The sequence below is a fragment of the Brachybacterium zhongshanense genome, from assembly GCF_055385755.1.
This window is the reverse complement of sequence record NZ_AP043790.1, coordinates 952,917-973,148: the sequence shown is the minus strand read 5'-3', so window position 1 is coordinate 973,148 and position 20,232 is coordinate 952,917. Positions and strand designations below refer to the sequence as shown.

The window sequence follows — 20,232 nt, the reverse complement described above, 5'->3', positions numbered from 1 at the left end:
CCGCTACAGTCGAATCCCTTGTCCCCTGCCCAGGAGGTTCCGGTGCCCGCAGCACCTACGACGACCGGCCCCGTCACCGATCCGCGGATCCGTGTCATCGCTCTCGGTGACGAGCTCCTCGCCGGGATCGGCGACGCTCGCGCGATGGGCTGGATCGGCCGAGCCGTCGCCAGCGAGCAGGGCGCGGACTGCCGCCTCGAGCTGTTCGTCTCTGCTCTGCCCCGGGAGACCTCCGCCCATCTCTCGGAGCGGTGGGACGAGGAGGTGCGACTGCGCACGGATGCGGAGGGGCAGGCCGACGGCGCGATCGACCATCGGGTCGTGCTCGCCCTGGGGCGCGCCGATGTCACCGCAGGGCTGTCGCTCGCGCGCTCGCGCCTGAACCTCGCGAAGGTCCTCGACGGCCTCGAGCGGCTGCGGATTCCTGCCTTCGTCGTCGGCCCTCCTCCCAGCCGCGATCGCGCGCTGACGTCGGCGGTGCATGAGCTGTCCGGCGCCTATGCGGACGTGTGCGCACGGCGCCGCATCCCCTATGTCGACATGGTGGCCGGCCTCGAGGGCCACGAGCAGTGGGAGGGCGATCTCGCCCGCGCCCGCAGCGACCATCCGGGGCAGACGGGCTACGGGCTGATGGCCTGGCTGGTCCTCCACGGCGGCTTCGGCAGCTGGCTCGGCACGTCGGCGTGATCGCCCGCCCGGGCACCCGCGTGAGCGCCGTCTCGGTGGGCACCCGGGCGACCGCAGTCCGCGATGTGGCAGAATTGCCGGGTTGCCCTGGCGAAGGAAGGAGAGCGTGATGAGCAAGCGTGGACGCAAGCGCAAGTCTCGCCGCAAGAGCGGCGCCAATCACGGCAAGCGCCCCAACGCCTGATCCGTGATGCCGACGAGGCGAGACGAGGGCCCCTCCCGATCGGGAGGGGCCCTCGTCGCATCCATGCCCCGGTGCATCCATTCCTCGGTGCATCCATGCCTCGGTCAGTGCCCGGCGGAGGCACGGACGAGACCCGGCCGACGGCGGGTGCGCCCGGCGAGGCGGCGCTCTCAGCCCTCGATCGGCCTGCTCCATCGAGTGCTGGTCACCTGCACGGTCGTGGTCCCCTCCGCGTCGCGACGGGTGACCGAGACGCTGCGGCACTGCACCGCGATCCGTTCGCGCAGAGAGCTGGGCGCCGGTTCGCAGCAGCTGCGGCGCACGAGCTCCTTGATGCGGCGCAGACGCTCGATCTCGTCAGCGCACTCAGGGCAGTCCGCCGCATGCGCCGTCATCCTCTCGACGAGCTCCCGCGGCAGCTCGCCGTCGACGGCCTCCTCGAGGCCGAAGCGCAGGTCGCGGTCCTGCGCGGCCGCATCGCGCTGCGACATCATCCGATCCGGCGTCTCCTGGTTCATCGCTCCTCCTCCGCAGATCCCGCCGATGCGCTCCCTCGCAGGTAACCGCTGCGCTGAGCGTGATCGGCCAGCAGCTCGCGCAGCTGACGCCGCCCACGATGCAGACGGGACATCACGGTGCCGATGGGGGTCTCCATGATCTCGGCGATCTCCTTGTACGCGAAGCCCTCGACGTCGGCCAGATAGACCGCCATCCGATAGTCCTCCCGGAGCTCGGCCAGGGCGTCCTTGACCGCGGAGTCGGGCAGCTTCTCGAGCGCCTCGGTCTCAGCCGAGCGCAGTCCGCGACTGGTGTGGGACTCCACCTCGGCGAGCTGCCAGTCCTCGACGGTGTCGCTCCACGACTCCTTCGGGCGACGCTGCTTCTGGCGATACGTGGAGATGTAGGTGTTGGTCATGATCCGGTACAGCCAGGCGCGCATGTTGGTGCCGGGGGTGAACCGGTCGGCCGCCCGGAAGGCCTTCATGAAGGTCTCCTGGACCAGGTCCTCGGCGTCCTGCGGGTTGCGGGTCATGCGCAGGGCGCCGCCGTACAGGGAGTCCAGGTGCGAGAGGGCCTCGGCCTCGAAGTCGAACTCGGCGGGGCCGTCCTCGCCGAGGAGCGGGCGGGCGCCGGAGTGCTCCGGGGCCTGCTCGGAAGCGGGCTCCGGGGTGCGCTCGGGCCCGGGACTGGGTGCGGTGTCGGTCGGGGTCATCGCGTCCCAACCTACGCCAGAGCAGGGCCGCTCGGCGTCGAGGAGTGCCGTCGTCATCCGCGCTGGGTCCTCCGTGTCTCCGGGTCCATCGGACGATGCCCTCCCGGGCATGCCGCGAGGCCCCGCCGCGGGGCCCGGTCGATCCAACGCCCTCACCCCGCCGCTTGTTCCCGGCGCCGGTGCTCCTGCACGGTAGGCTGACGATCGGTGACCGGCGTCTCCCGGTCGCCGGCCTATGACAGCCGCTCTCGAACGTGAGGACACCATGGCCCTGGTCCGCCGCATCGCCCGCCCCCTTCTCGCCGCCCCCTTCATCGTCGAGGGGGTCCGCACCGCGCTGCGTCCCGAGCGCAGCCTCGACGTCCTCCCGCAGGCGTTCGCCGCCGCGGACTCGGCCCTGGGCTCCTCGCCGGTCCCCTCCGTGATCGACTCCCGGACCATCCTTCGCGTCTCGGGCGCTGTCGCGGCAGGCGCCGGCATCGCCTACGCCGCCGGCCGCTCCCCGCGCGCCGCGGCCGTCGTCCTGCTGGCCACCACCACGGTCGGCTGGGCCGGCCGACGGAAGATCTGGGAGCTCAGCGGGGAGGAGCGGCTCCAGGAGCTGCAGTCGATCGTCACCGACGCCGGCCTGCTCGGGGGCGTCCTCCTCGCGGTCGTCGACCATGACGGCAAGCCGTCCCTCGGCTACCAGCTCGAGCAGTTCGTCGCGCGCGCCCAGAAGAACGCCGCGCAGAAGCAGAAGGAGCTCGAGAAGACCGCCGGGAAGGTCGAGAAGAAGGCGAAGAGCGCCGTCCAGGACGCTCAGAAGTCCCTGACCGCCCGGCAGGGCTGAGGCCGTGACGTCGGAGATCCTGTGGAGCGCCCCCGTCGCGAAGGCGCCCGTCGACGCGCTGGTGCGCGTTCCCGGGTCGAAGTCCCTGACCGCGCGCTGGATGCTCCTGGCTGCGATCGCAGATGCACCATCGGTCCTGCGCGGCGCGCTGGTCTCCCGGGACACGCGGCTGATGCGCGACGCCCTCGAACGGCTGGGCGCGGTGCTGACCCCGCAGGACGACTCCCTGCACGTCGAGCCCATCCCCGCGCCCTCCAGCACGCCCGCCGAACCCATCGAGGTCCACTGCGGCCTCGCGGGGACGGTCATGCGCTTCGTGCCGCTGCTGGCCGCCCTGCATCACGGCGACGTCCGCTTCACCGGTGACGACACGGCCCTGGCCCGCCCCATGGGTCCAGTCATCCAGGTGCTCCGCGCGCAGGGCGTCGACGTCACCGAGCATGGGGAGGAGGGGCGTCTGCCCTTCACCGTGCACGCGACGGGACGGCTGCGCGGCGGGCGCGTCGAGGTCGACGCCTCCGCGTCCAGCCAGTTCATCTCCAACGTGCTGCTGGTCGGCGCCCGCTGCGAGGAGGACCTCGAGCTCGTCCATGTCGGCGAGTCGCTGCCCTCCATGCCGCACATCGAGATGACCGTCCAGACCCTGCAGGACGTCGGCGTCGATGCACGCTATGCGCCCGACGAGACCGGACGTCCCCGCTGGATCGTCCGGCGCGGATCGATCCGCGTCGGCGACGTCGTCGTCGAACCGGATCTCTCCAATGCCGGCCCCTTCCTGGCGGCGGCCATGGTCACGGGCGGCACCATCGCGGTGGCCGACTGGCCGGAGACCACCACGCAGCCCGGGGACGCCTATCGCGATCTCCTGGAGCGCATGGGCGGTGAGGTCTGGCGGGAGGACGATGCGGTGTGCGTTCGCGGTACGGGAGCCATCCGCGGCATCGATGCGGACCTCTCGGCGACAGGGGAGCTCACTCCGACGATCGCCGCGCTCGCGGCCCTCGCGGACTCCCCCAGCCGGATCACCGGGGTCGGCCATCTGCGAGGCCATGAGACCGATCGCCTCAGGGCGCTCGCGTCCGAGCTGACGAAGATCGGCGCTCCCACCGTCGAGCTCGACGACGGGCTGTCGATCGCACCGGGAGCTCTGTGCGGAGCAGTCTTCGAGACCTATGAGGACCATCGCATGGCCACAGCCGGCGCCGTCATCGGACTGCGGGTCCCCGACGTCCAGGTCGTCGACATCGGAACCACCCAGAAGACCCTCCCCGACTTCGTGGGGATGTGGCTGTCCATGCTCCACACCGGCCTGCCGGAGGGCGGACAGCCGTGAGACGGTCGGTCCGCGACTACGACGAGTCCGACGTCCGCGTCCGGCCGAACCGTCGCGGATCCCGGCCCCGCACGAAGGACCGGCCCAAGCATGAGGACGCCGTCGTCGCCCGCGTGGTCTCGGTCGACCGCGGCCGCTGGCGCACCGTCGTCGACGCCGGAGACCCCCAGGAGCGCACCGTCATCGCGATGCGCGCCCGCGAGCTGGGCCGCTCCCCCGTCGTCCCCGGCGATCTCGTCGGACTGGTCGGAGACACCTCCGGGCGCGACGGCTCCCTGGCCCGGATCGTCCGGATCCAGGATCGCCGATCCTTCCTCCGCCGCAGCGCCGACGACGACGACCCCACGGAGCGCCCGCTGGTCGCGAACGTCGACCTGATGGTGATGGTCACCGCCGTCGCCGATCCCGAGCCCCGCGGAGGGATGATCGACCGCTGCCTGGTCGCGGCCTATGTCGCAGGCATCGACACCCTGCTCGTGCTCACCAAGGCGGACCTTCGCGATCCCGACGAGTTCCTGCGCGCCTACGCACCGCTGGGCCTGCAGCATGTGATCACGCGCCAGGACGCGGACGGCGGCATCGAGGGCATCGATGCACTGCGCCAGCACCTCGACTCACGCATCAGCGTTCTCATCGGCCATTCCGGCGTCGGCAAGTCGACCCTCCTGAACGCGCTGGTCCCCGGGGCGCAACGGGCCACGGGACGCGTCAACGACGTCACCGGACGCGGCCGGCACACCTCCTCCTCGGCGCTCGCGATGCGCCTGCCGGAGAGCGACGCCTGGGTGATCGACACCCCCGGCGTGCGCTCCTTCGGGCTCGGGCACGTCGACCCCGACGATCTGCTGGACGCCTTCGAGGATCTCGCCGAGCTCGCCGAGCAGTGCCCGCGCGGATGCACCCACCTCGAGGACGCCCCCGACTGCGCGCTCGACGATCTGGTCGCGGACGGACGCGCCGGCACCGCCGGTCCCGCCCGTCTCGCGTCCTATCGGCGACTCGCGGTCGCACTGCGTGCCAACGACCCCTGGGCGGTCTGACAGGGCCGCCTCAGGCCCGCGTCGCTCCCCGGACCCGGGATCGGCGCGCCATACAGTTGGGGCATGTCCAGCCGCTACGCCGATGATCTGCGCCTCGCCCATGTCCTCGCCGATGCCGTGGATCAGCTCACCATGTCCCGCTTCAAGGCGCAGGACCTGCAGGTCTCCATGAAGCCGGACATGACCGAGGTGACCGACGCCGACCGTGCGGCGGAGGAGCTCGTGCGCGCCCAGCTCAAGCGCTCGCGCTCCCGCGACCAGGTGATCGGCGAGGAGTTCGGCAGCACCGGCTCCTCACCCCGGCAGTGGGTCATCGACCCCATCGACGGCACCAGCAACTTCGTGCGCGGGGTACCGGTGTGGGGGACCCTCATCGGTCTGATCGAGGACGGCGAGCCCGTCGTCGGCCTGGTCTCCGCGCCCTCGCTGTCCCGACGCTGGTGGGGCGGCACCGGTGCCGGCGCATGGACCGGCACCCGCATCACCAGCGCGAGCGCGCTGAAGGTCTCCACCGTCTCGAGCATCGAGCAGGCGAGCCTGTCGTACGCCTCGCTGGACGGGTGGGCCGACACCGACCGCCTCCCGCAGATGCTCAACCTCATGCAGCGCTTCTGGCGCACCCGCGCCTACGGCGACTTCTGGTCCTACATGCTCGTGGCGGAGGGAGCGGTCGACGTCGCCTGCGAACCCGAGCTGCATCTCCACGACATGGTCGCGCTGGTGCCGATCGTCACCGAAGCCGGCGGACGCTTCACCTCCCTCGAGGGCGAGCCCGGTCCCTTCGGCGGCAGCGCCGTCGCCACCAACGGCCTGCTCCATGAGGAGATCCTCTCCGCTCTCGCCGAGCGCACGCCGCGCGACTGAGCTCCGCGCGGCGGAGCACCGGGCGACGGTGTTCCGCGCGGCGGATCGGCACGCGACTCAGCCTCCTCCCCGGTCGCCCCGTCGCCGAGGCGGGCCTCAGGGACGGTCGCCCCGACGCCGTCGGATGCGAGGTCGCTAGACTCTGGCCTGTCGTGACCCCGAACCCCGAAGGGACCTTTACGCCATGACGATCAAGCGCGTCGCACTGCTCACCGCCGGGGGCTACGCCCCGTGCCTGTCCTCCGCCGTCGGCGGCCTCATCGAGCGGTACAACGAGCTGGTGCCCGATGTCGAGATCATCGCCTACAAGCACGGCTACTGGGGCCTGCTCTCGGGCGAGAAGATCGTGGTCGACGACGAGGTCCGCGCGAACGCCCACGTGCTGCACAACTACGGCGGCTCCCCGATCGGCAACTCGCGCGTGAAGCTCACCAACACCGCCGACCTCGTCGCCCGCGGCCTGATCCAGGAGGGCGAGAACGCCCTCGAGGTGGCCGCGAGCAAGCTCAAGGAGGACGGCGTCGACGTCCTGCACACCATCGGCGGCGACGACACCAACACCACCGCCGCGGATCTCGCGAAGTACCTCCACGACAACAGCTACGACCTCCAGGTCGTGGGGCTGCCCAAGACGATCGACAACGACATCGTCCCGATCCGCCAGTCCCTCGGTGCGCGCACCGCCGCCGAGCAGACCAGCATCTTCGCGCAGAACATCATCGCCGAGCACGGCTCGAACCCGCGCATGCTCATCATCCACGAGATCATGGGCCGCGCCTGCGGCTACCTCACCGCGCAGGCCGCCGAGTACTACCAGCAGTGGCACGCCCAGCAGACCTGGCTTCCGTCGATCGGCCACAAGGCCGAGCGCTGGGACGTCCACGCCGTGTTCCTGCCGGAGCTCGCGCTGGACATCGACGCCGAGGCCGAGCGCCTGAAGAAGGTCATGGACGAGACCGGCTGCGTGAACATCTTCCTGTCCGAGGGAGCCGGGATCCCCGAGATCATCGCCGAGATGCAGGCCCGCGGCGAGGAGCCGGAGAAGGATCCCTTCGGCCACGTCAAGATCGACAGGATCAACCCCGGCCAGTGGTTCGCCAAGCAGTTCTCCGAGAAGCTCGGCGCCGAGAAGGTCATGGTCCAGAAGTCCGGCTACTTCTCGCGGTCCGCGAAGGCGAACGCCGACGACCTGCGCCTGATCAAGTCGATGACCGACCTGGCCGTCCAGGTCGCCCTGGAGGGCGGCTCCGGCCTCATCGGTCATGACGAGGAGCAGGGGAACATCCTGCGCGCCGTGGAGTTCTCCCGCGTCGCCGGGCACAAGGCCTTCGACATCTCCCAGCCCTGGTTCGCCGAGGTCATGGAGCGCACCGGTCAGAAGATCGTCCCCGCCGAGGCGCACTGACCCATCGGCCGACGGCGTCGTGCGGACGACCCTCGGGAGAGACGCGATGATGGGTCGATGACCGTGTCGCACGCTCCCCGTCCCCGGACCTGGCGCCGCACCCTGCGCGCGCTCGCCCTTCGAGGGCGGGCGCGCGCAGCGCGTTCCGAGACCGGATGGGGTCCGCACGGTGTGGCGCTGCGCGCGGACACCGGCCCCTGGGACTGGGATCGTCGGCCCCGGCAGGGCCGGCTCGGGGACTGCTGGGTGATCGCCTCGATGCTCGCCGTCCACGAGACCGCCCCCGAGCGCCTGCGGACTCTCGTCCTCGGCGCCGACGACGAGACGGCGCACCGGGCTGACGACGTGGCGCCGGACGTCGCTGACAGGACCGCGGTCGAGGTCCGGCTCCCCGGGATGCGCTCCCCGATCCGAGTGGAGCGGGCGCTGCCGGTCGACGCCTCAGGGCGGTTCGTGTATGCCGGATGCGATGGCGCGGGGCCCGGCTGGGCCGGGGTCCTCGAGAAGGCGATCGCTGAGCATGCAGCCGGTGGCTACGGATGCCTGCAGAGAGGTGTCGCACGGTACGGCCTGCAGCTGCTGCTGGGATCGACGGGCCGGACCCTCCTGCGCCTGCCCTCTGCCGCGGTCATGGCCGACTGGCTCGGTGAGGGGCGCGCGATCACTGCCTCCACCCATCCCCTCAGCGCCCGCATCCGCACGGCGCAGGGCCCGCTGGCGCCCAGCCATGTGTATGCCGTCGTCGGCGCCGACGAGAGGAGCGGGCATGTGCTGCTGCGGAACCCGGTCAGGCCATCGCGCGTCCTCCGCGTCGATGCTCGGACGTTCCGCCGCGGCTTCCTGTCTCTGGACGTGACGCGCCCGCTGCGCTGATCCTCTGTCCAGTCTCCTCTGTTCCGTCGGGCGCCTCCTGCTGGTCGACGGGTGCGGTCAGCGGCGGGGATCGGCCTTGGCGAAGGTCTCCAGCCAGGCGTCGGCGATGAGCCGGTGCCCGGCGATGGTCGGATGCACGCCATCCGCGGCGATCCCTGCCGGCGCATGGCCGACTCCCCACGCCTGCTCGAGGACGGTCTCGAGGTCGACGACGGGATGACGGAACTCCCTGGCGAGCCGACGGATCAGGGCGACCTTCTCGTCGAGATCCCCGTGGAGGCGAGCCATGTCCTCGTCGACATCCGCGACGAAGGGGATGATCAGGAGGACGGGTGCTGCGGGACGACGGGCGGAGAGCTGGTCGAGCAGATGGCGGTAGCCCTTCTCGAAGTCCTCGATGCTCACCGGGTCGTCGTGGGTGAAGGCGTGCCAGGTGTCGTTCACGCCGATGTAGATCGTGACGACATCGGGGTCCAGGTCCAGGCAGTCGACGTCGAAGCGCCCGACGAGGTCTCGCACCTTGTTCCCGCTGATGCCCCGGTTCAGAACGGTCGCTGTGGGCTCGTGGGCGGCGAAGTGCTCGGCGAGGAGGCGCACGTATCCATAGCCCAGTCCGTCGGGATCCTCGGCGCGCCCGCAGTCGGTGATGGAATCCCCGATGAACAGCAGCGTTCGGGGCTCAGGAAGATCTTCCATGGTCATGGGCTGATTCTGCCAGAGCCGGCCGGAGCATCGCGTCCGCGGCGGCACCGCGGACGCTGCGCGTGTCCGGGAACGGATGAGGGCCCTGACCGATCTCTCGGTCAGGGCCCTCCTCTTCGTAGCGGGGGCAGGATTTGAACCTACGACCTCCGGGTTATGAGCCCGGCGAGCTACCGAACTGCTCCACCCCGCGGCGACATGGTCAAGACTACGTCACCCCTGCTCGTGGGTCCAATGCGAGAGCTCCGGGAGTCGCGTGCCCCACATATGCCGGGCGGTTCACCCCTCGGGAGCCCGACGCTCGGCATTGCCCCCTCTCGGGAGCCTGAGCCGTGAGGGGGCACCGTCGCAGCACCCGACCCGGGGAATGGCGAAGGGTCCTGATCAGCTAGCTGATCAGGACCCTTCTTCTCGTAGCGGGGGCAGGATTTGAACCTACGACCTCCGGGTTATGAGCCCGGCGAGCTACCGAACTGCTCCACCCCGCGGCGACATCGACCACTGTATGCCGCCGCGAGGTCCGGGGCCAACCGGATCGGGCAGAACGTGCGACATGACACGTTCATCTGCCCTTCACCAGCGGCGCGGCCCGGTTCCGCCCCGTACCGGTGCTCACCCCTCGCCGGCGTCGCTCGCCTCGGAACCGGTGTCGGCCGTGCTGCCCTCGAGCTCCTGGTTCGCCTCGACCGCGCGGTTCAGAGCATCGGCGAGTCGGTCCTGGGCGTCGCCGTAGGCAGCCCAGTCACCATCGGCCATCGCCTGATCTGCGTCCGCGATCGCCTGATCGGCATCGGTGAGCGCCTGATCGAGCTGATCCTGAGCAGAGCCGGCGGCACCGGCGCTGGAACCCTCATCGGAGGAGTCGTCATCTGTGGACTCCTCGTCATCGGGCGTCTCGACGGTGCCCTCTCCGGTCTCGGTGTCTGCCGTGCCGCTGGCGCCGCTGTTGTCGGTCACCGATGCATCGCCGGCGTTGGCTCCGGAGTCTCCGCCGAAGACCAGATCCAGGGCTTCGTCGAGCGTCGGTGCGAAGCCGATCTTGTCGCCGAAGGAGACCAGCACCATCTGCAGCAGCGGGTACTGCGTGCCGCCGCCCGAGGCGGAGGACTGCAGATACACGGGCTGGACGTACAGCAGTCCGCCGCCGATGGGCAGTGTCAGCAGGTTGCCGTTGATGACCTCGGAGTTGCCGGACTTCAGCAGGTTCAGGGCCTGCGAGACGTTGGGCTCCGCGTTGAACGTCGCCTGCACCTGGCCTGGACCGTTGACCGGGTTCGACGCGGGCAGCACGAGAAGGGTCATCTTCCCGTAGTCCTCTGCCGGGTTCCCGGACTCGTTGCCGGTCTCCGAGTTCACGGCGAGGAAGCCGGTCAGAACGTTCTGACCGTCTGCAGGGATGTAGCTGGAGGACAGCGAGAAGCTGGGCTCGTCGGTGTCGGGCATCTGCAGGCTCAGGTACATCGGAGGCTGCGGATCCTGCTTGTTGGTCGTGCCGTCGGCGTTGGTGGTCGCCTGCTGTGTGGGATCCGGGGGCGTCTGCCAGAAGTCCTGCTGGCCGAAGAAGTCGTCGGCGTTGGTGACATGGTAGGTGGCCAGCAGCTCGCGCTGCGCCTTGAAGTAGTCGGCCGGGTAGCGCAGATGGCTCATCAGCTCATCGCTGATCTCGGAGGCCGGCTGGACCGCATCGGGGAAGACCTCGCTCCATGCCTTCAGGATCGGGTCCTCGGTGTCCCAGGAGTACAGCGTCACCGAGCCGTCGAACGCGTTGACCGTCGCCTTGACCGCGTTGCGCATGTAGTTGGCGTCCCGGTCCCGGTACTGGGCGGTCTCGCCCGAATCAGTCTGCGAGTCGTTGATGACGGTGTCGAGGTCTACGGAGGTCGAGTACGGGTAGCGGTCGGTGGTCGTGTAGCCGTCGACCACCCACACCAGCTCGTTGTCGACCACCGCCGGATACATCTGCGAGTCCAGCGAGAGGAACGGCGCGACCTCGCGCACGCGCTCCTGCGGGCTGCGGTCGTAGAGGATCTGCGACTCCTCGTTCACATAGGAGGAGATCAGGATGTTCGCGTCACGGAACTTGATCGCGTAGAGCAGCCGGTTGAACCAGCTGCCGATGCTCGGCCCGCCCTCACCCTGATAGGTGTTGTTGACCTGCTCGCCGCCGTCCTCTCCGTCGGTCACGGACTGGTAGTCGAACTCCTCGGGAGTGCTGCCCTCGGGGGCGCCGACGATGGAGTAGTCCGGCGAGTAGCGGCCGAAGTAGACGCGCTCCTCATACTCCCCGAACTCGCCGTCGCTGGGCACGCCGGACTGCATGAACACAGGCTCGCCGTCGGAGCTGCGCAGATTGCCGTAGGCGGCCGCGGTGCCGAAGCCGTGGGTGTAGATGATGTGCTGGTCGACCCAGGATCGGGAGCTCAGGTTGAACTTGTCAGGGCGGAGCTCGCGGACACCGACCACGGTGTCCTGGAGCTCTCCGCCGATCGCATAGCGATCCACGCTGAGGACGTCGTCGAAGCCCCAGTAGGCGCGGTTCGCCTCACGCTGCTCGAAGGTGGGCGAGATGATCGCCGGGTCCATCAGTCGGATCTGGGCCGTGGTCTCGGCATCCTCGCGCAGGGCCCCGGCCTCGGCGTCCGTGGTCGGGGTGTAGGAGACCTCCTCCACAGCGTCCAGCCCGAAGGCGGAGCGGGTCGCATCGATGTTCCGCTGGATGTAGGTCTGCTCGAGGGAGCGCTCGTTGGGGTTGACCTGGAAGCGCTGGATCGCCCACGGATAGAGGCTGCCGACGACGAGCGTCGACAGGATCATCAGTCCTGCGCCGACGGCAGGGATGCGCCAGTCCGCGCGGAAGATCCACACCACGAAGAGGGCTGCGACCACCACGGCGGCGATCGCCAGGATCGTCTGCGCCGGCAGGATCGCGTGCTCGTCGGTATACGACGCCCCGTAGAAGCGCGTGTGCTCCGTGGTGAGCAGGTCGTAGCGGCGGAACCAGTGCCCCAGGCCCAGCAGCACCACGTAGACGGCGGCGAGGGTTCCCAGATGACGGCGAGCCGCCCGGGTGATCTCGAGACCGTTCTCCTGTCCCCAGGCGACACCGCCGTAGACGAAGTGACCGATCAGGGCGCCGACGATCGCGACCAGGCACACGAACTGCCCGAAGGACAGCGCGGTGTCGATCAGCGGCAGCGTGAAGACGTAGAAGCCGATGTCGATCCCGAACACGGAGTCGACCTCGCCGTAGTCCTGGGGGTGGAGGAACAGCTGAACATCCTGCCAGGTGCGGGAGGCGGCGAGACCGCCGAACGCGCCGATGATCAGCGGAGCGGCGACGGTCAGGCCCTTGCGCAGCGGGTCCACGGCCGAGCGGAACTGCTCGAGCGCCTCCTGCTCACGCGTGACCGGCGGGTACACCGGTCGACGGCTGTAGGCGATCCGCAGGCTCACGTACAGCGGCGCCGCGAACAGCAGGAACCCGAGGACGAACAGGATCCCCTGCGTGATCCATCGGGTCGCCAGGACCTCGGTGTAGTCCAGCTGGTCGAACCACAGGTACTTCGTCCACACCTCCGAAGCGATCAGCAGCACGACGACCAGCGCGCCGAGCACGAGGGCCGTCACCGCCACCGGGGAGAGTCGGCGCCCTGATGGCGCCTCCTGGGCTGGTCGAGAACGGGCGGCGTCGCCGTACGGCGAGGAGAAGCTCACGAGAATCCTCAGCAAATCATGGACAGGCATCGTCGTCGCGTCGGATCCGATGCGACGGACCGGCACCTGCTCCGGATACAGTGGGGCGCTGCTGCGCAGGTGGCGGCATACCCCATTCTGTCAGGTCGAGCATGGAAGAAGGCTCTCGTTTCGATGACGACTCCCGACCAGGATCCGCTCGACCCCGCGACCGCAGCTCTCGCTGCCGCTGTGCTCGACATCTGCCGGCATGTCGCGGAAGCTCCCCTGCCCTCACCGCGCTGGTTCGCGCTCGCCCGCAGCTCCGCCCTGCTGGCCTCCTCCCCTGCGCTCGCCTCCCTGCTGGGCGCCGACGGCTCCGACGACACCGGCACCGAGGAGGACGACCTGCAGCTGACGCCCATCGAGCTCGACGATTCCACCGGTGCCCCGACGCCGACGCCCGGATCGAGCGATCCGCTCGACGGCCTCTCACAGATCCTCTGGCCGGATCTCGCCTCAGGCGGAGCACTCGCCTGCGACCTCGCACCCGAGCGCTGGAGCGTGAAGGAGGGCGCCATCGATCACGCGCTGCCGATCGACCGTCCCCTGCGGATCGTCGTCGCAGCACTCGCTGACGGGACGACCTGGTCAGCCCTCCGACGGACGGACGGGGACGGCTACGTGCTCGGCGCAGCGCTGATCCCCGCCCTGTCCTCGGCCCTGCTCCAGACCCTCCAGGAGTCCGACTGACGTCGGCAGTCCCGTCCTGCCCGCCGCGATCTCGGCCGGAACCCGCCGCAGCCAGGTCATGAGGCTGTCGCCAGCGCTCCTCCGTACGGACCGGAAGCGGTCAGCGCATCGTCCTCGAGATCCTCTGTGTCGGAGACCTCCAGGATCGATCCGCCGCCGACGATCTCTCCCGTGCGCTCATCGACCTCGGGCACGTCCTGGGTGCGAAGGGGCTTGCGGAAGGTCGCCGCACCGTAGCTGAGGTCGTGGCCGAGCGCCTCGGCCTGCATGACGAGCGAGATGTGCTGGGTTCCGTCGGAGTCCTTCCACTCGCTGCTGCTCAGGCGACCGGTGACGATCAGGGGCTGTCCCTTCTTGACCGAGGCCGTCAGGTTGCGCGCCAGGTTGCGACGCGCGAACACCGTGATGAATTCGGTCTTGCGGTCCTCGAAGGACTCCTTGGACGGGTCGAAGTAGCGCCCCGTGACGGCGATGCGCACGAGGGCGCTGGGGGTGCCGTCGGGGAGGTCCCGCCTGCTGGGGTCTCCGGTGGCATTTCCCATCAGAGTGGTGCGGATGTCGCGCATGGTGAAGGTCCTTCCTCGGGTGCCGGGACGGTCCCGGCGTCGGCTCCGTGCCGACGTCCACCAGGGTCCGGTTCCGCTGAGCCCGGATCCAGCGCCGGGCACGGATTGGGGACAGGCGGCTCCTGGGGAGGAGAACTCCGGCCCCGGCACCCGGAGGACGACCGAAGACCGCAGACGCACGAGCGGCCGGCCCCCTTCACCGGGGACCGGCCGCTCTCAGTCGCGGCCTCTCAGCCGCGCCCTGTCAGCGCACGCAGCACCGAAGCCTCACAGGCGCGCAGGCCGAGGCCTCACAGACCCGGGACCACCAGACCGGACGCATTGCTGCGCGCGTTCTCGAACCGCGCCTGCACATCCGCCCAGTTCACGATGTCCCAGACCGCCTTCACATAGTCAGCCTTCACGTTCTGGTAATCCAGGTAGAACGCGTGCTCCCACATGTCCAGCTGGAACAGCGGAACCGTCGCCACCGGCACACCGTTCTGCTGATCGTAGAACTGCTCGATCACCAGGTTCCCACCCGCCGGCTCATACGCCAGCACAGCCCAGCCCGAGCCCTGGATCCCCAGCGCCGCCGCCGTGAAATGCGCACGGAACCCGTCGAACGACCCGAAGTGCTCATCGATCGCCGCCGCCAGCTCACCGGTGGGCTTGTCCCCACCCTCCGGCGACAGGTTCTTCCAGAAGATCGAATGGTTCGTATGACCACCCAGGTTGAACGCCAGATCCTTCGACAGCTGATTGATCGAACCGAAGTCCCCGGCCTCACGCGCCGCCGCCAGCTTCTCCAGCGCCGCGTTCGCACCCTTCACATAGGTCGCATGATGCTTCGAATGATGCAGCTCCATGATCTGACCCGAGATCGAAGGAGCGAGCGCCCCGTAGTCGTAGTCCAGGTCCGGAAGCGTGTACTCCGCCATGGCATTCCCTTCGTCGGTGCGTTCTGTCCGTGCGCCCCGCTCGGGAGGCGCAACGCTCCCATCCTCGCATCCTTTCGCCCGGATCGGCATGGTCGGCGACCGACCGGTCCAGCGTCCGGAAGCAGCGCACGGGCCTGCTCGAGCACCAGCGCAGGAGATCCGCTCCCGATCCTCGATGCGCCCCGCTCGTGGGATGCGCGGGACACAATGGGACAGTGAGCGAGGACCCTGCCGTCGCGATGCCCGACGCCCTGCACCCGGCGACGCGGGAGTGGTTCGCCCGCGACCTCGGGGAGCCCACCCCTGTGCAGACGGGGACCTGGAAGGCGCTCGCGGCCGGCGAGGACGCCCTCGTGATCGCTCCGACGGGGTCCGGAAAGACTCTCGCCGCGTTCCTGCGGGAGATCGATGCACTGCTCCTCCCCCGCGGCGGATCCGGCACGACCGGCTCCGGGGCGGCAGGCCCGTCGGAAGCCGGCCCGCCTGAAGCCGGCCCGTCGGAGGCAGGCCCGTCGGAGGCAGGCCCGCCTGAGGCCGGACCGTCGGAGGTGCTGCGAGCCGTCCCGGCCGAGCGGACGAGCGTCCTGTACATCTCGCCGATGAAGGCTCTGGGAGTGGACGTCGAGCGCAATCTGCGCCTCCCGCTCGAGGGGATCGCGCGGCAGGCCGCGGAGCGGGGCGATGCGGTGCGCCCCGTGAGCGTCGGCGTGCGCTCGGGCGACACGACGCCGGCGGAACGTCGCCGCCTCGTCGCCCATCCGCCGGACGTGCTGATCACGACACCGGAGTCGCTGTTCCTGATGCTGACGTCCGCGGCGCGGGAGACGCTCGCGCACATCCGCACGGTGATCGTCGACGAGGTGCACGCGATCGCCGGATCGAAGCGCGGAGCCCATCTGGCGCTGTCCCTCGCTCGTCTGGACTCGCTGGTCGTCGGCCCGGACCGTCCGCAGCGGCTGGGCCTGTCCGCGACCGTGGAGCCTCCTGAGGAGATCGCCCGGTTCCTCGTGCCCTCGGGCGCGAACGCGCGCATCGTCGCGCCCGAGGGCACCAAGCGCTGGGACCTGGGCGTGACCGTGCCGGTGGAGGACATGGACGAGGTCACCCCGCCGTCGGACGCGATCGATGAGGAGGCGGTCGACGGAGCGCTGTGGCCGCATGTCGAGCGGGCGGTCCTGGACGCTGTCGAGGGCAACCGCTCCACGATCGTCTTCACCGACTCGCGTCGGCAGGCGGAGCGGCTGACGGATCGGCTGAACCATCTCCATCGCCGCCGCATGGGGACGGACCCCTCCGCCCGAGCCGGAATCCGCGATGCGCCCGACGACGCCCCCGCCGACAGCGGGACGGCCGCCGACATCGCCCGCGTCCACCACGGCTCCATGTCCAAGGAGCGACGGCTGGAGACCGAGGCGCTGCTCAAGGCCGGTGAGCTGCGATGCGTCGTCGCGACCTCGACCCTCGAGCTCGGCATCGACATGGGAGCTGTCGACGAGGTGCTGCAGATCAGCGCGCCCTTCACCATCGCCTCCCTGCTGCAGCGGGTGGGGCGCGCGGGCCACGGTGTCGGCGATGTCTCCCGCGGACGCATCCATCCGCTGCATCCGCTCGACGTCGTGCACAGCGCTCTCATGCTCCGGGAGGCGCGGGCGGGACGGCTGGAGCCGCTGCGCATCCCCGCGAACGCACTGGACGTGCTGGCCCAGCACACGCTCTCGGCGGCGGCCCTCGAGGATCTCGATGTCGAGGAGTGGTTCGCTCTCGTGCGCTCCGCCGGCCCCTGCGCGGACCTCCCCCGCAGCGGCTTCGACGCCGTCATCGACATGCTCACCGGCCGCTACCCCTCGACGTCCTTCGCCGAGCTCCGTCCGCGCCTGGTGCTGGACCGCTCCCGCGGGACCGCCGGGACGCTGTCGGCGCGACCGGGCGTCCAGCGCCTGGTGGTCACCAATGCCGGCACGATCCCCGATCGCGGGATGTTCCCGGTGATGCTGGCCGCCGGGGAGGAGCAGGCCCGGCGGGTCGGCGAGCTCGATGAGGAGATGGTCTACGAGTCCCGCCGCGGTGACGTGATCACGCTGGGCACCTCGAGCTGGCGGATCGAGGAGATCACCCATGAGAGGGTCACGGTCTCCCCTGCTCCCGGCTTCGCCGGCCGCATCCCCTTCTGGCACGGCGACTCGGCAGCGCGGCCCGCGGAGCTGGGGCGCGCGATCGCCCGCTATCTCGACGAGCTCTCCGCCCAGGAGCCCGGCGAGCGCGAGCAGGGCCTGGTCGACCTCGGGCTGGACGAGAACGCACGGGCGCAGGTGCACCTGCTGATCGAACGCCAGACGATGGCGACCGGGGCTCTGCCCGGTGCCGCCCGTCTGCTCATCGAGCGGTTCATCGACGATCTGGGCGACTGGCGCATCGTGGTGCACTGCCCGCTGGGGCGTCGGGTGACCGGTCCGTGGGCGCTCGCGATCGCGGACCGGCTGCGCGAGGGCATGGGCGCGCAGGTCCAGGTGGTCGCGTCCGACGACGGGATCGTGCTGCGCGTCCCGCAGGGCGGCGAGGCACCGGACGCCTCGCTGGTGCTGTTCGCGCCGGAGGCGATCGAGGACCAGGTGAGGCAGCTGGTGGGTGCCTCGGCGCTGTTCGCGGCACGATTCCGCGAATGCTCGGCCCGGGCACTGCTGCTGCCGCGGCGCATCCCCACCGCGCGGGCTCCGCTGTGGCAGCAGCGGCAGCGGGCGGCGACGCTGCTGGACGCGGCGCGCGAGCACCCGGACTTCCCGATGATGCTCGAGGCCGCCCGCGAATGCCTGCAGGACGAGTACGACCTGTCGGCGCTGAGCGGTCTCATGGCCGACCTCTCGGAGGGCCGCACGGGAGTGGAGGTGGTCGACGTCGACCAGCCCTCCCCGATCGCCCGGGCGGTGATGTTCGGCTTCGAAGGGACCTTCATCTATGACGGCGACGCGCCGCTCGCCGAGCGCCGCACCGCGGCGCTGACCCTCGACCAGAGCGTCCTGCAGGAGCTCCTGGGCACGGTCTCGCTGCGGGAGCTGCTGCTGCCGGAGGCGATCAGCCGCGTCTGCGCCGATGCGCAGCTGCTGAGCCCGGAGCGGGGCATCCGGGATGCCGAGGATCTCGCGGATGCGCTGCGCCGGCTCGGGCCGATGACCGAGGGGCAGATCCGAGCGCGCTTCGCCGCGTCGTCGGCCGAGGATCCCCGGTCCGCCGTAGCGCAGCTCGAGACGACTGCCCGGGTAGTGCGTCTGCTCTGGCACGACGAGGAGCATCTCGCGCTCGTCGAGGAGGCGGGGCTCTGGCGCGATGCCGCGGGCGACCAGGTGCTGCCGCCGGGTGCCGGCGATCCCGGGTCCCCCATCTCCACGGCGCTGCTGGAGCCGGTGGAGGATGCCGCTCTGCAGGTCCTCGCCCGCTGGGCCCGATCCCGTGGACCGTTCACCGCCGAGGAGCCCGTCGCGGAGCTTCCGCTGTCGCCGTCGGCCTGCCGCGCGGCGCTGACCGAGCTGTCGGCCCGCCGCGTGCTCGCCCGCGGCGCCTTTCTCCCGGGCCGCGAGGAGGAGGAATGGGTCGATGCGGAGGTGCTGCGCCGCATCCGACGGGTCTCCCTCTCCGCCGCGCGGAAGGACATCGCGCCGGTCCCGGCGGAGTCCTTCGTCCGCTTCACGCTGTCGTGGCACGGGATCGACGCGGCTCACAGGATCGACGCGAGCCGGGGCGCCGACGACGATGACGCCGACCTTGACGCCCTGGCGGACGTCGTCGACCAGCTCACAGGCATCGAGGCCCCGATCGGCGTATGGCTCCAGGACCTGCTGCCGGTGCGTCTGGGCAGGACGGCGCCGCGGCTGCTGGAGGAGGCGCTCTCCCGCGGGGACGTCCTCATGACCCTGCGCGGATCGCCCGGCAGCGCGCTCTCCGACGCCGCGGTCCGTCTGCATCTCGCGGACGCGCTCGCCCTGGGGCTCGATGCCGAGTCGCTGTCCGGTGCGGCGGCCGGCCTCGACCCGGGATCCACCGCGCATGAGGTGCTCGCCCTGCTCCGGGAGTCGCCCGGGCCGGTGAGGCCGACGGACCTCGCGGCCGCTCTGCGCGGGTCCGGCGGGCAGATCTCCCTCGCCGAGGTCGCCGATGCGCTGTCTGAGCTGGCTCTGGCTGGCCTCGCCGCCGTGGACACCGCTTCCGTCCTCATGGCACCCGGAGCCGCCTCACCGGTCCGGGCTCCGCGGCGCCGCTCGTCGGCACGGGCAGGGCGCGGCCGACGGGGCGCGGCGCGGCTCTCCGCCGCGCTGCTGCGAGCCGACGAGACCGGCGACGTCTCCGCCGCGGTGGCGGGGCCGACGGCGAACGGCCGCTGGCGGGCCGTCCGGATCGAGCCGGTGGACCCGGCGGTGCGGCGCGCAGCGCGCGTCGCGCTGATGGTCGACCGGCACGGGCTCCTCACCCGCGGCGCTGTCGCGGCGGAAGGGCTTCCGGGCGGCTGGTCCTCGGTGTTCCGTGATCTCGCGGACCTCGAGGATGCCGGGTCCGTGCGCCGCGGATACTTCGTCGAGGGGCTCGGGGCCTCCCAGTTCGCCCAGGCCGCGGCGGTCGATCGCCTCCGCTCGAGCACCCCGGATCGCCCGGATCGCCCGGATCGCCCGGATCGCAGTATCCGCGGGGACCGCCCGGATCGATCTGGCGGGGCGGAGGAAGAGAACGACCGACTCCCGCAGGAGGCGCCCCTGGTCCTGTCCGCCGTCGATCCCGCCTCACCCTTCGGGACCGTCCTGCCGTGGCCCGCCCCGGCGGGCGAGGAGGCACCGCGCCCGCAGCGTCGCGCCGGTGCCCACGTGGTCATCGGCGACGGTCGCGCCCTGGCCCATCTCGAGCGCGGGGGCCGGTCGCTCTCCTGGTGGGCCGGCTCGGACCCGCGCGCCTCCGCCGCCGCGGCCCGCTCCCTCGCCGACGCAGCAGGCGCCGGCAGGCTCGGACGCGTGAGCATCGAACGGATCGATGGGATCCCTGTGACCGCATCCCAGCGCGAGCAGCCGGCATCGGTGCGAGCTGCGATCGACGCGCTGAGCGACGCGGGCTTCTCGCGCTCCCCGCGGAGCCTCCGCCACCATGGTCGCTGAGAAGGCGGATCGTCACGGGAGCGGCCGCGAGGGGCTGTGGCACGGGACCGTCTAGA

The 20,232-nt window shown here is 70.7% G+C and carries 16 protein-coding genes and 2 tRNA genes; 10 read left to right on the top strand and 8 right to left on the bottom strand.

What is annotated here, in order from left to right; genetic code table 11:
* Positions 1-42 precede the first annotated feature (42 nt).
* Both ACZ5AJ_RS04490 and ACZ5AJ_RS04485 read left to right on the top strand, forming a co-directional pair.
* Positions 43-687, top strand: a complete 645-nt coding sequence (locus tag ACZ5AJ_RS04490; protein WP_464137450.1) for a GDSL-type esterase/lipase family protein — start codon at positions 43-45, stop codon at positions 685-687.
* Between the two features lie 109 nt (positions 688-796).
* A complete protein-coding gene (locus ACZ5AJ_RS04485) occupies positions 797-871 on the top strand; it encodes a 50S ribosomal protein bL37 (protein WP_370297284.1) in 75 nt (24 codons plus the stop codon).
* A gap of 170 nt (positions 872-1,041) precedes the next feature.
* Here the strand turns inward: ACZ5AJ_RS04485 and ACZ5AJ_RS04480 are convergent, their stop codons facing one another.
* Both ACZ5AJ_RS04480 and ACZ5AJ_RS04475 read right to left on the bottom strand, forming a co-directional pair.
* On the bottom strand, positions 1,042-1,389 hold the full coding sequence (locus ACZ5AJ_RS04480; protein ID WP_464137449.1) for an anti-sigma factor: 348 nt from the start codon (positions 1,387-1,389) through the stop codon (positions 1,042-1,044).
* Positions 1,386-2,084, bottom strand: a complete 699-nt coding sequence (locus ACZ5AJ_RS04475) for a sigma-70 family RNA polymerase sigma factor (RefSeq protein ID WP_464137447.1) — start codon at positions 2,082-2,084, stop codon at positions 1,386-1,388. Before ACZ5AJ_RS04475 ends, ACZ5AJ_RS04480 begins: the two co-directional genes overlap by 4 nt.
* A 265-nt stretch (positions 2,085-2,349) precedes the next feature.
* Between ACZ5AJ_RS04475 and ACZ5AJ_RS04470 the strand changes: the two genes are divergently transcribed.
* From ACZ5AJ_RS04470 to ACZ5AJ_RS04445, 6 genes are all read left to right on the top strand, one after another.
* Entirely contained in the window at positions 2,350-2,916 is a 567-nt protein-coding gene (locus tag ACZ5AJ_RS04470; RefSeq protein WP_464137445.1) for a hypothetical protein, read from the top strand.
* A 4-nt stretch (positions 2,917-2,920) separates the two neighbouring features.
* Entirely contained in the window at positions 2,921-4,249 is a 1,329-nt protein-coding gene (gene aroA / locus ACZ5AJ_RS04465; RefSeq protein ID WP_464137444.1) for a 3-phosphoshikimate 1-carboxyvinyltransferase, read from the top strand.
* Complete coding sequence (rsgA, locus tag ACZ5AJ_RS04460; protein WP_464137442.1) at positions 4,246-5,289, top strand: ribosome small subunit-dependent GTPase A; 1,044 nt, start codon at positions 4,246-4,248, stop codon at positions 5,287-5,289. Before aroA ends, rsgA begins: the two co-directional genes overlap by 4 nt.
* Before the next feature lie 63 nt (positions 5,290-5,352).
* A complete protein-coding gene (gene hisN, locus ACZ5AJ_RS04455) occupies positions 5,353-6,153 on the top strand; it encodes a histidinol-phosphatase (protein WP_464137441.1) in 801 nt (266 codons plus the stop codon).
* Positions 6,154-6,337: 184 nt separating this feature from the next.
* Entirely contained in the window at positions 6,338-7,558 is a 1,221-nt protein-coding gene (locus tag ACZ5AJ_RS04450) for a pyrophosphate--fructose-6-phosphate 1-phosphotransferase (RefSeq protein ID WP_464137439.1), read from the top strand.
* 57 nt (positions 7,559-7,615) lie between these two features.
* Positions 7,616-8,431, top strand: coding sequence for a C2 family cysteine protease (locus ACZ5AJ_RS04445; RefSeq protein ID WP_464137438.1), 816 nt, complete (start codon positions 7,616-7,618; stop codon positions 8,429-8,431).
* 57 nt (positions 8,432-8,488) lie between these two features.
* Here ACZ5AJ_RS04445 and ACZ5AJ_RS04440 read toward each other — a convergent pair whose 3' ends face one another.
* From ACZ5AJ_RS04440 to ACZ5AJ_RS04425, 4 genes are all read right to left on the bottom strand, one after another.
* The gene (locus ACZ5AJ_RS04440) at positions 8,489-9,133 is read right to left on the bottom strand and encodes an SGNH/GDSL hydrolase family protein (RefSeq protein ID WP_464137437.1); all 645 of its coding nucleotides are present in this window, start codon (positions 9,131-9,133) and stop codon (positions 8,489-8,491) included.
* A gap of 119 nt (positions 9,134-9,252) precedes the next feature.
* A tRNA-Met gene (locus tag ACZ5AJ_RS04435) sits at positions 9,253-9,326 on the bottom strand.
* A gap of 221 nt (positions 9,327-9,547) precedes the next feature.
* Positions 9,548-9,621: transfer RNA gene (locus tag ACZ5AJ_RS04430), tRNA-Met, on the bottom strand.
* Positions 9,622-9,745: 124 nt separating this feature from the next.
* Positions 9,746-12,847, bottom strand: coding sequence for a UPF0182 family membrane protein (locus tag ACZ5AJ_RS04425; protein ID WP_464137436.1), 3,102 nt, complete (start codon positions 12,845-12,847; stop codon positions 9,746-9,748).
* A gap of 153 nt (positions 12,848-13,000) precedes the next feature.
* Between ACZ5AJ_RS04425 and ACZ5AJ_RS04420 the strand changes: the two genes are divergently transcribed.
* Positions 13,001-13,558: a PPA1309 family protein gene (locus ACZ5AJ_RS04420; protein WP_464137434.1), complete on the top strand. Its 558-nt coding sequence runs from the start codon at positions 13,001-13,003 to the stop codon at positions 13,556-13,558.
* Positions 13,559-13,614: 56 nt separating this feature from the next.
* On the opposite strand, the gene ACZ5AJ_RS04415 is transcribed toward ACZ5AJ_RS04420, so the two are convergent.
* Positions 13,615-14,124: a single-stranded DNA-binding protein gene (locus ACZ5AJ_RS04415; protein WP_464137433.1), complete on the bottom strand. Its 510-nt coding sequence runs from the start codon at positions 14,122-14,124 to the stop codon at positions 13,615-13,617.
* A gap of 290 nt (positions 14,125-14,414) precedes the next feature.
* Entirely contained in the window at positions 14,415-15,044 is a 630-nt protein-coding gene (locus ACZ5AJ_RS04410; RefSeq protein WP_464135717.1) for a superoxide dismutase, read from the bottom strand.
* A 215-nt stretch (positions 15,045-15,259) separates the two neighbouring features.
* On the opposite strand from ACZ5AJ_RS04410, the gene ACZ5AJ_RS04405 reads away from it, so the two are divergent.
* Entirely contained in the window at positions 15,260-20,176 is a 4,917-nt protein-coding gene (locus ACZ5AJ_RS04405) for an Lhr family helicase (protein ID WP_464137431.1), read from the top strand.
* Positions 20,177-20,232: the final 56 nt, after the last annotated feature.

Bases quoted from the DNA above. Each gene is read 5' to 3' on its own strand.
- ACZ5AJ_RS04480 (WP_464137449.1), bottom strand. From the start codon at position 1,389: ATGAACCAGGAGACGCCGGATCGGATGATGTCGCAGCGCGATGCGGCC.
- ACZ5AJ_RS04475 (WP_464137447.1), bottom strand. From the start codon at position 2,084: ATGACCCCGACCGACACCGCACCCAGTCCCGGGCCCGAGCGCACCCCG.
- ACZ5AJ_RS04470 (WP_464137445.1), top strand. From the start codon at position 2,350: ATGGCCCTGGTCCGCCGCATCGCCCGCCCCCTTCTCGCCGCCCCCTTC.
- hisN (WP_464137441.1), top strand. From the start codon at position 5,353: ATGTCCAGCCGCTACGCCGATGATCTGCGCCTCGCCCATGTCCTCGCC.
- ACZ5AJ_RS04450 (WP_464137439.1), top strand. From the start codon at position 6,338: ATGACGATCAAGCGCGTCGCACTGCTCACCGCCGGGGGCTACGCCCCG.
- ACZ5AJ_RS04445 (WP_464137438.1), top strand. From the start codon at position 7,616: ATGACCGTGTCGCACGCTCCCCGTCCCCGGACCTGGCGCCGCACCCTG.
- ACZ5AJ_RS04440 (WP_464137437.1), bottom strand. From the start codon at position 9,133: ATGACCATGGAAGATCTTCCTGAGCCCCGAACGCTGCTGTTCATCGGG.
- ACZ5AJ_RS04420 (WP_464137434.1), top strand. From the start codon at position 13,001: ATGACGACTCCCGACCAGGATCCGCTCGACCCCGCGACCGCAGCTCTC.
- ACZ5AJ_RS04415 (WP_464137433.1), bottom strand. From the start codon at position 14,124: ATGCGCGACATCCGCACCACTCTGATGGGAAATGCCACCGGAGACCCC.
- ACZ5AJ_RS04410 (WP_464135717.1), bottom strand. From the start codon at position 15,044: ATGGCGGAGTACACGCTTCCGGACCTGGACTACGACTACGGGGCGCTC.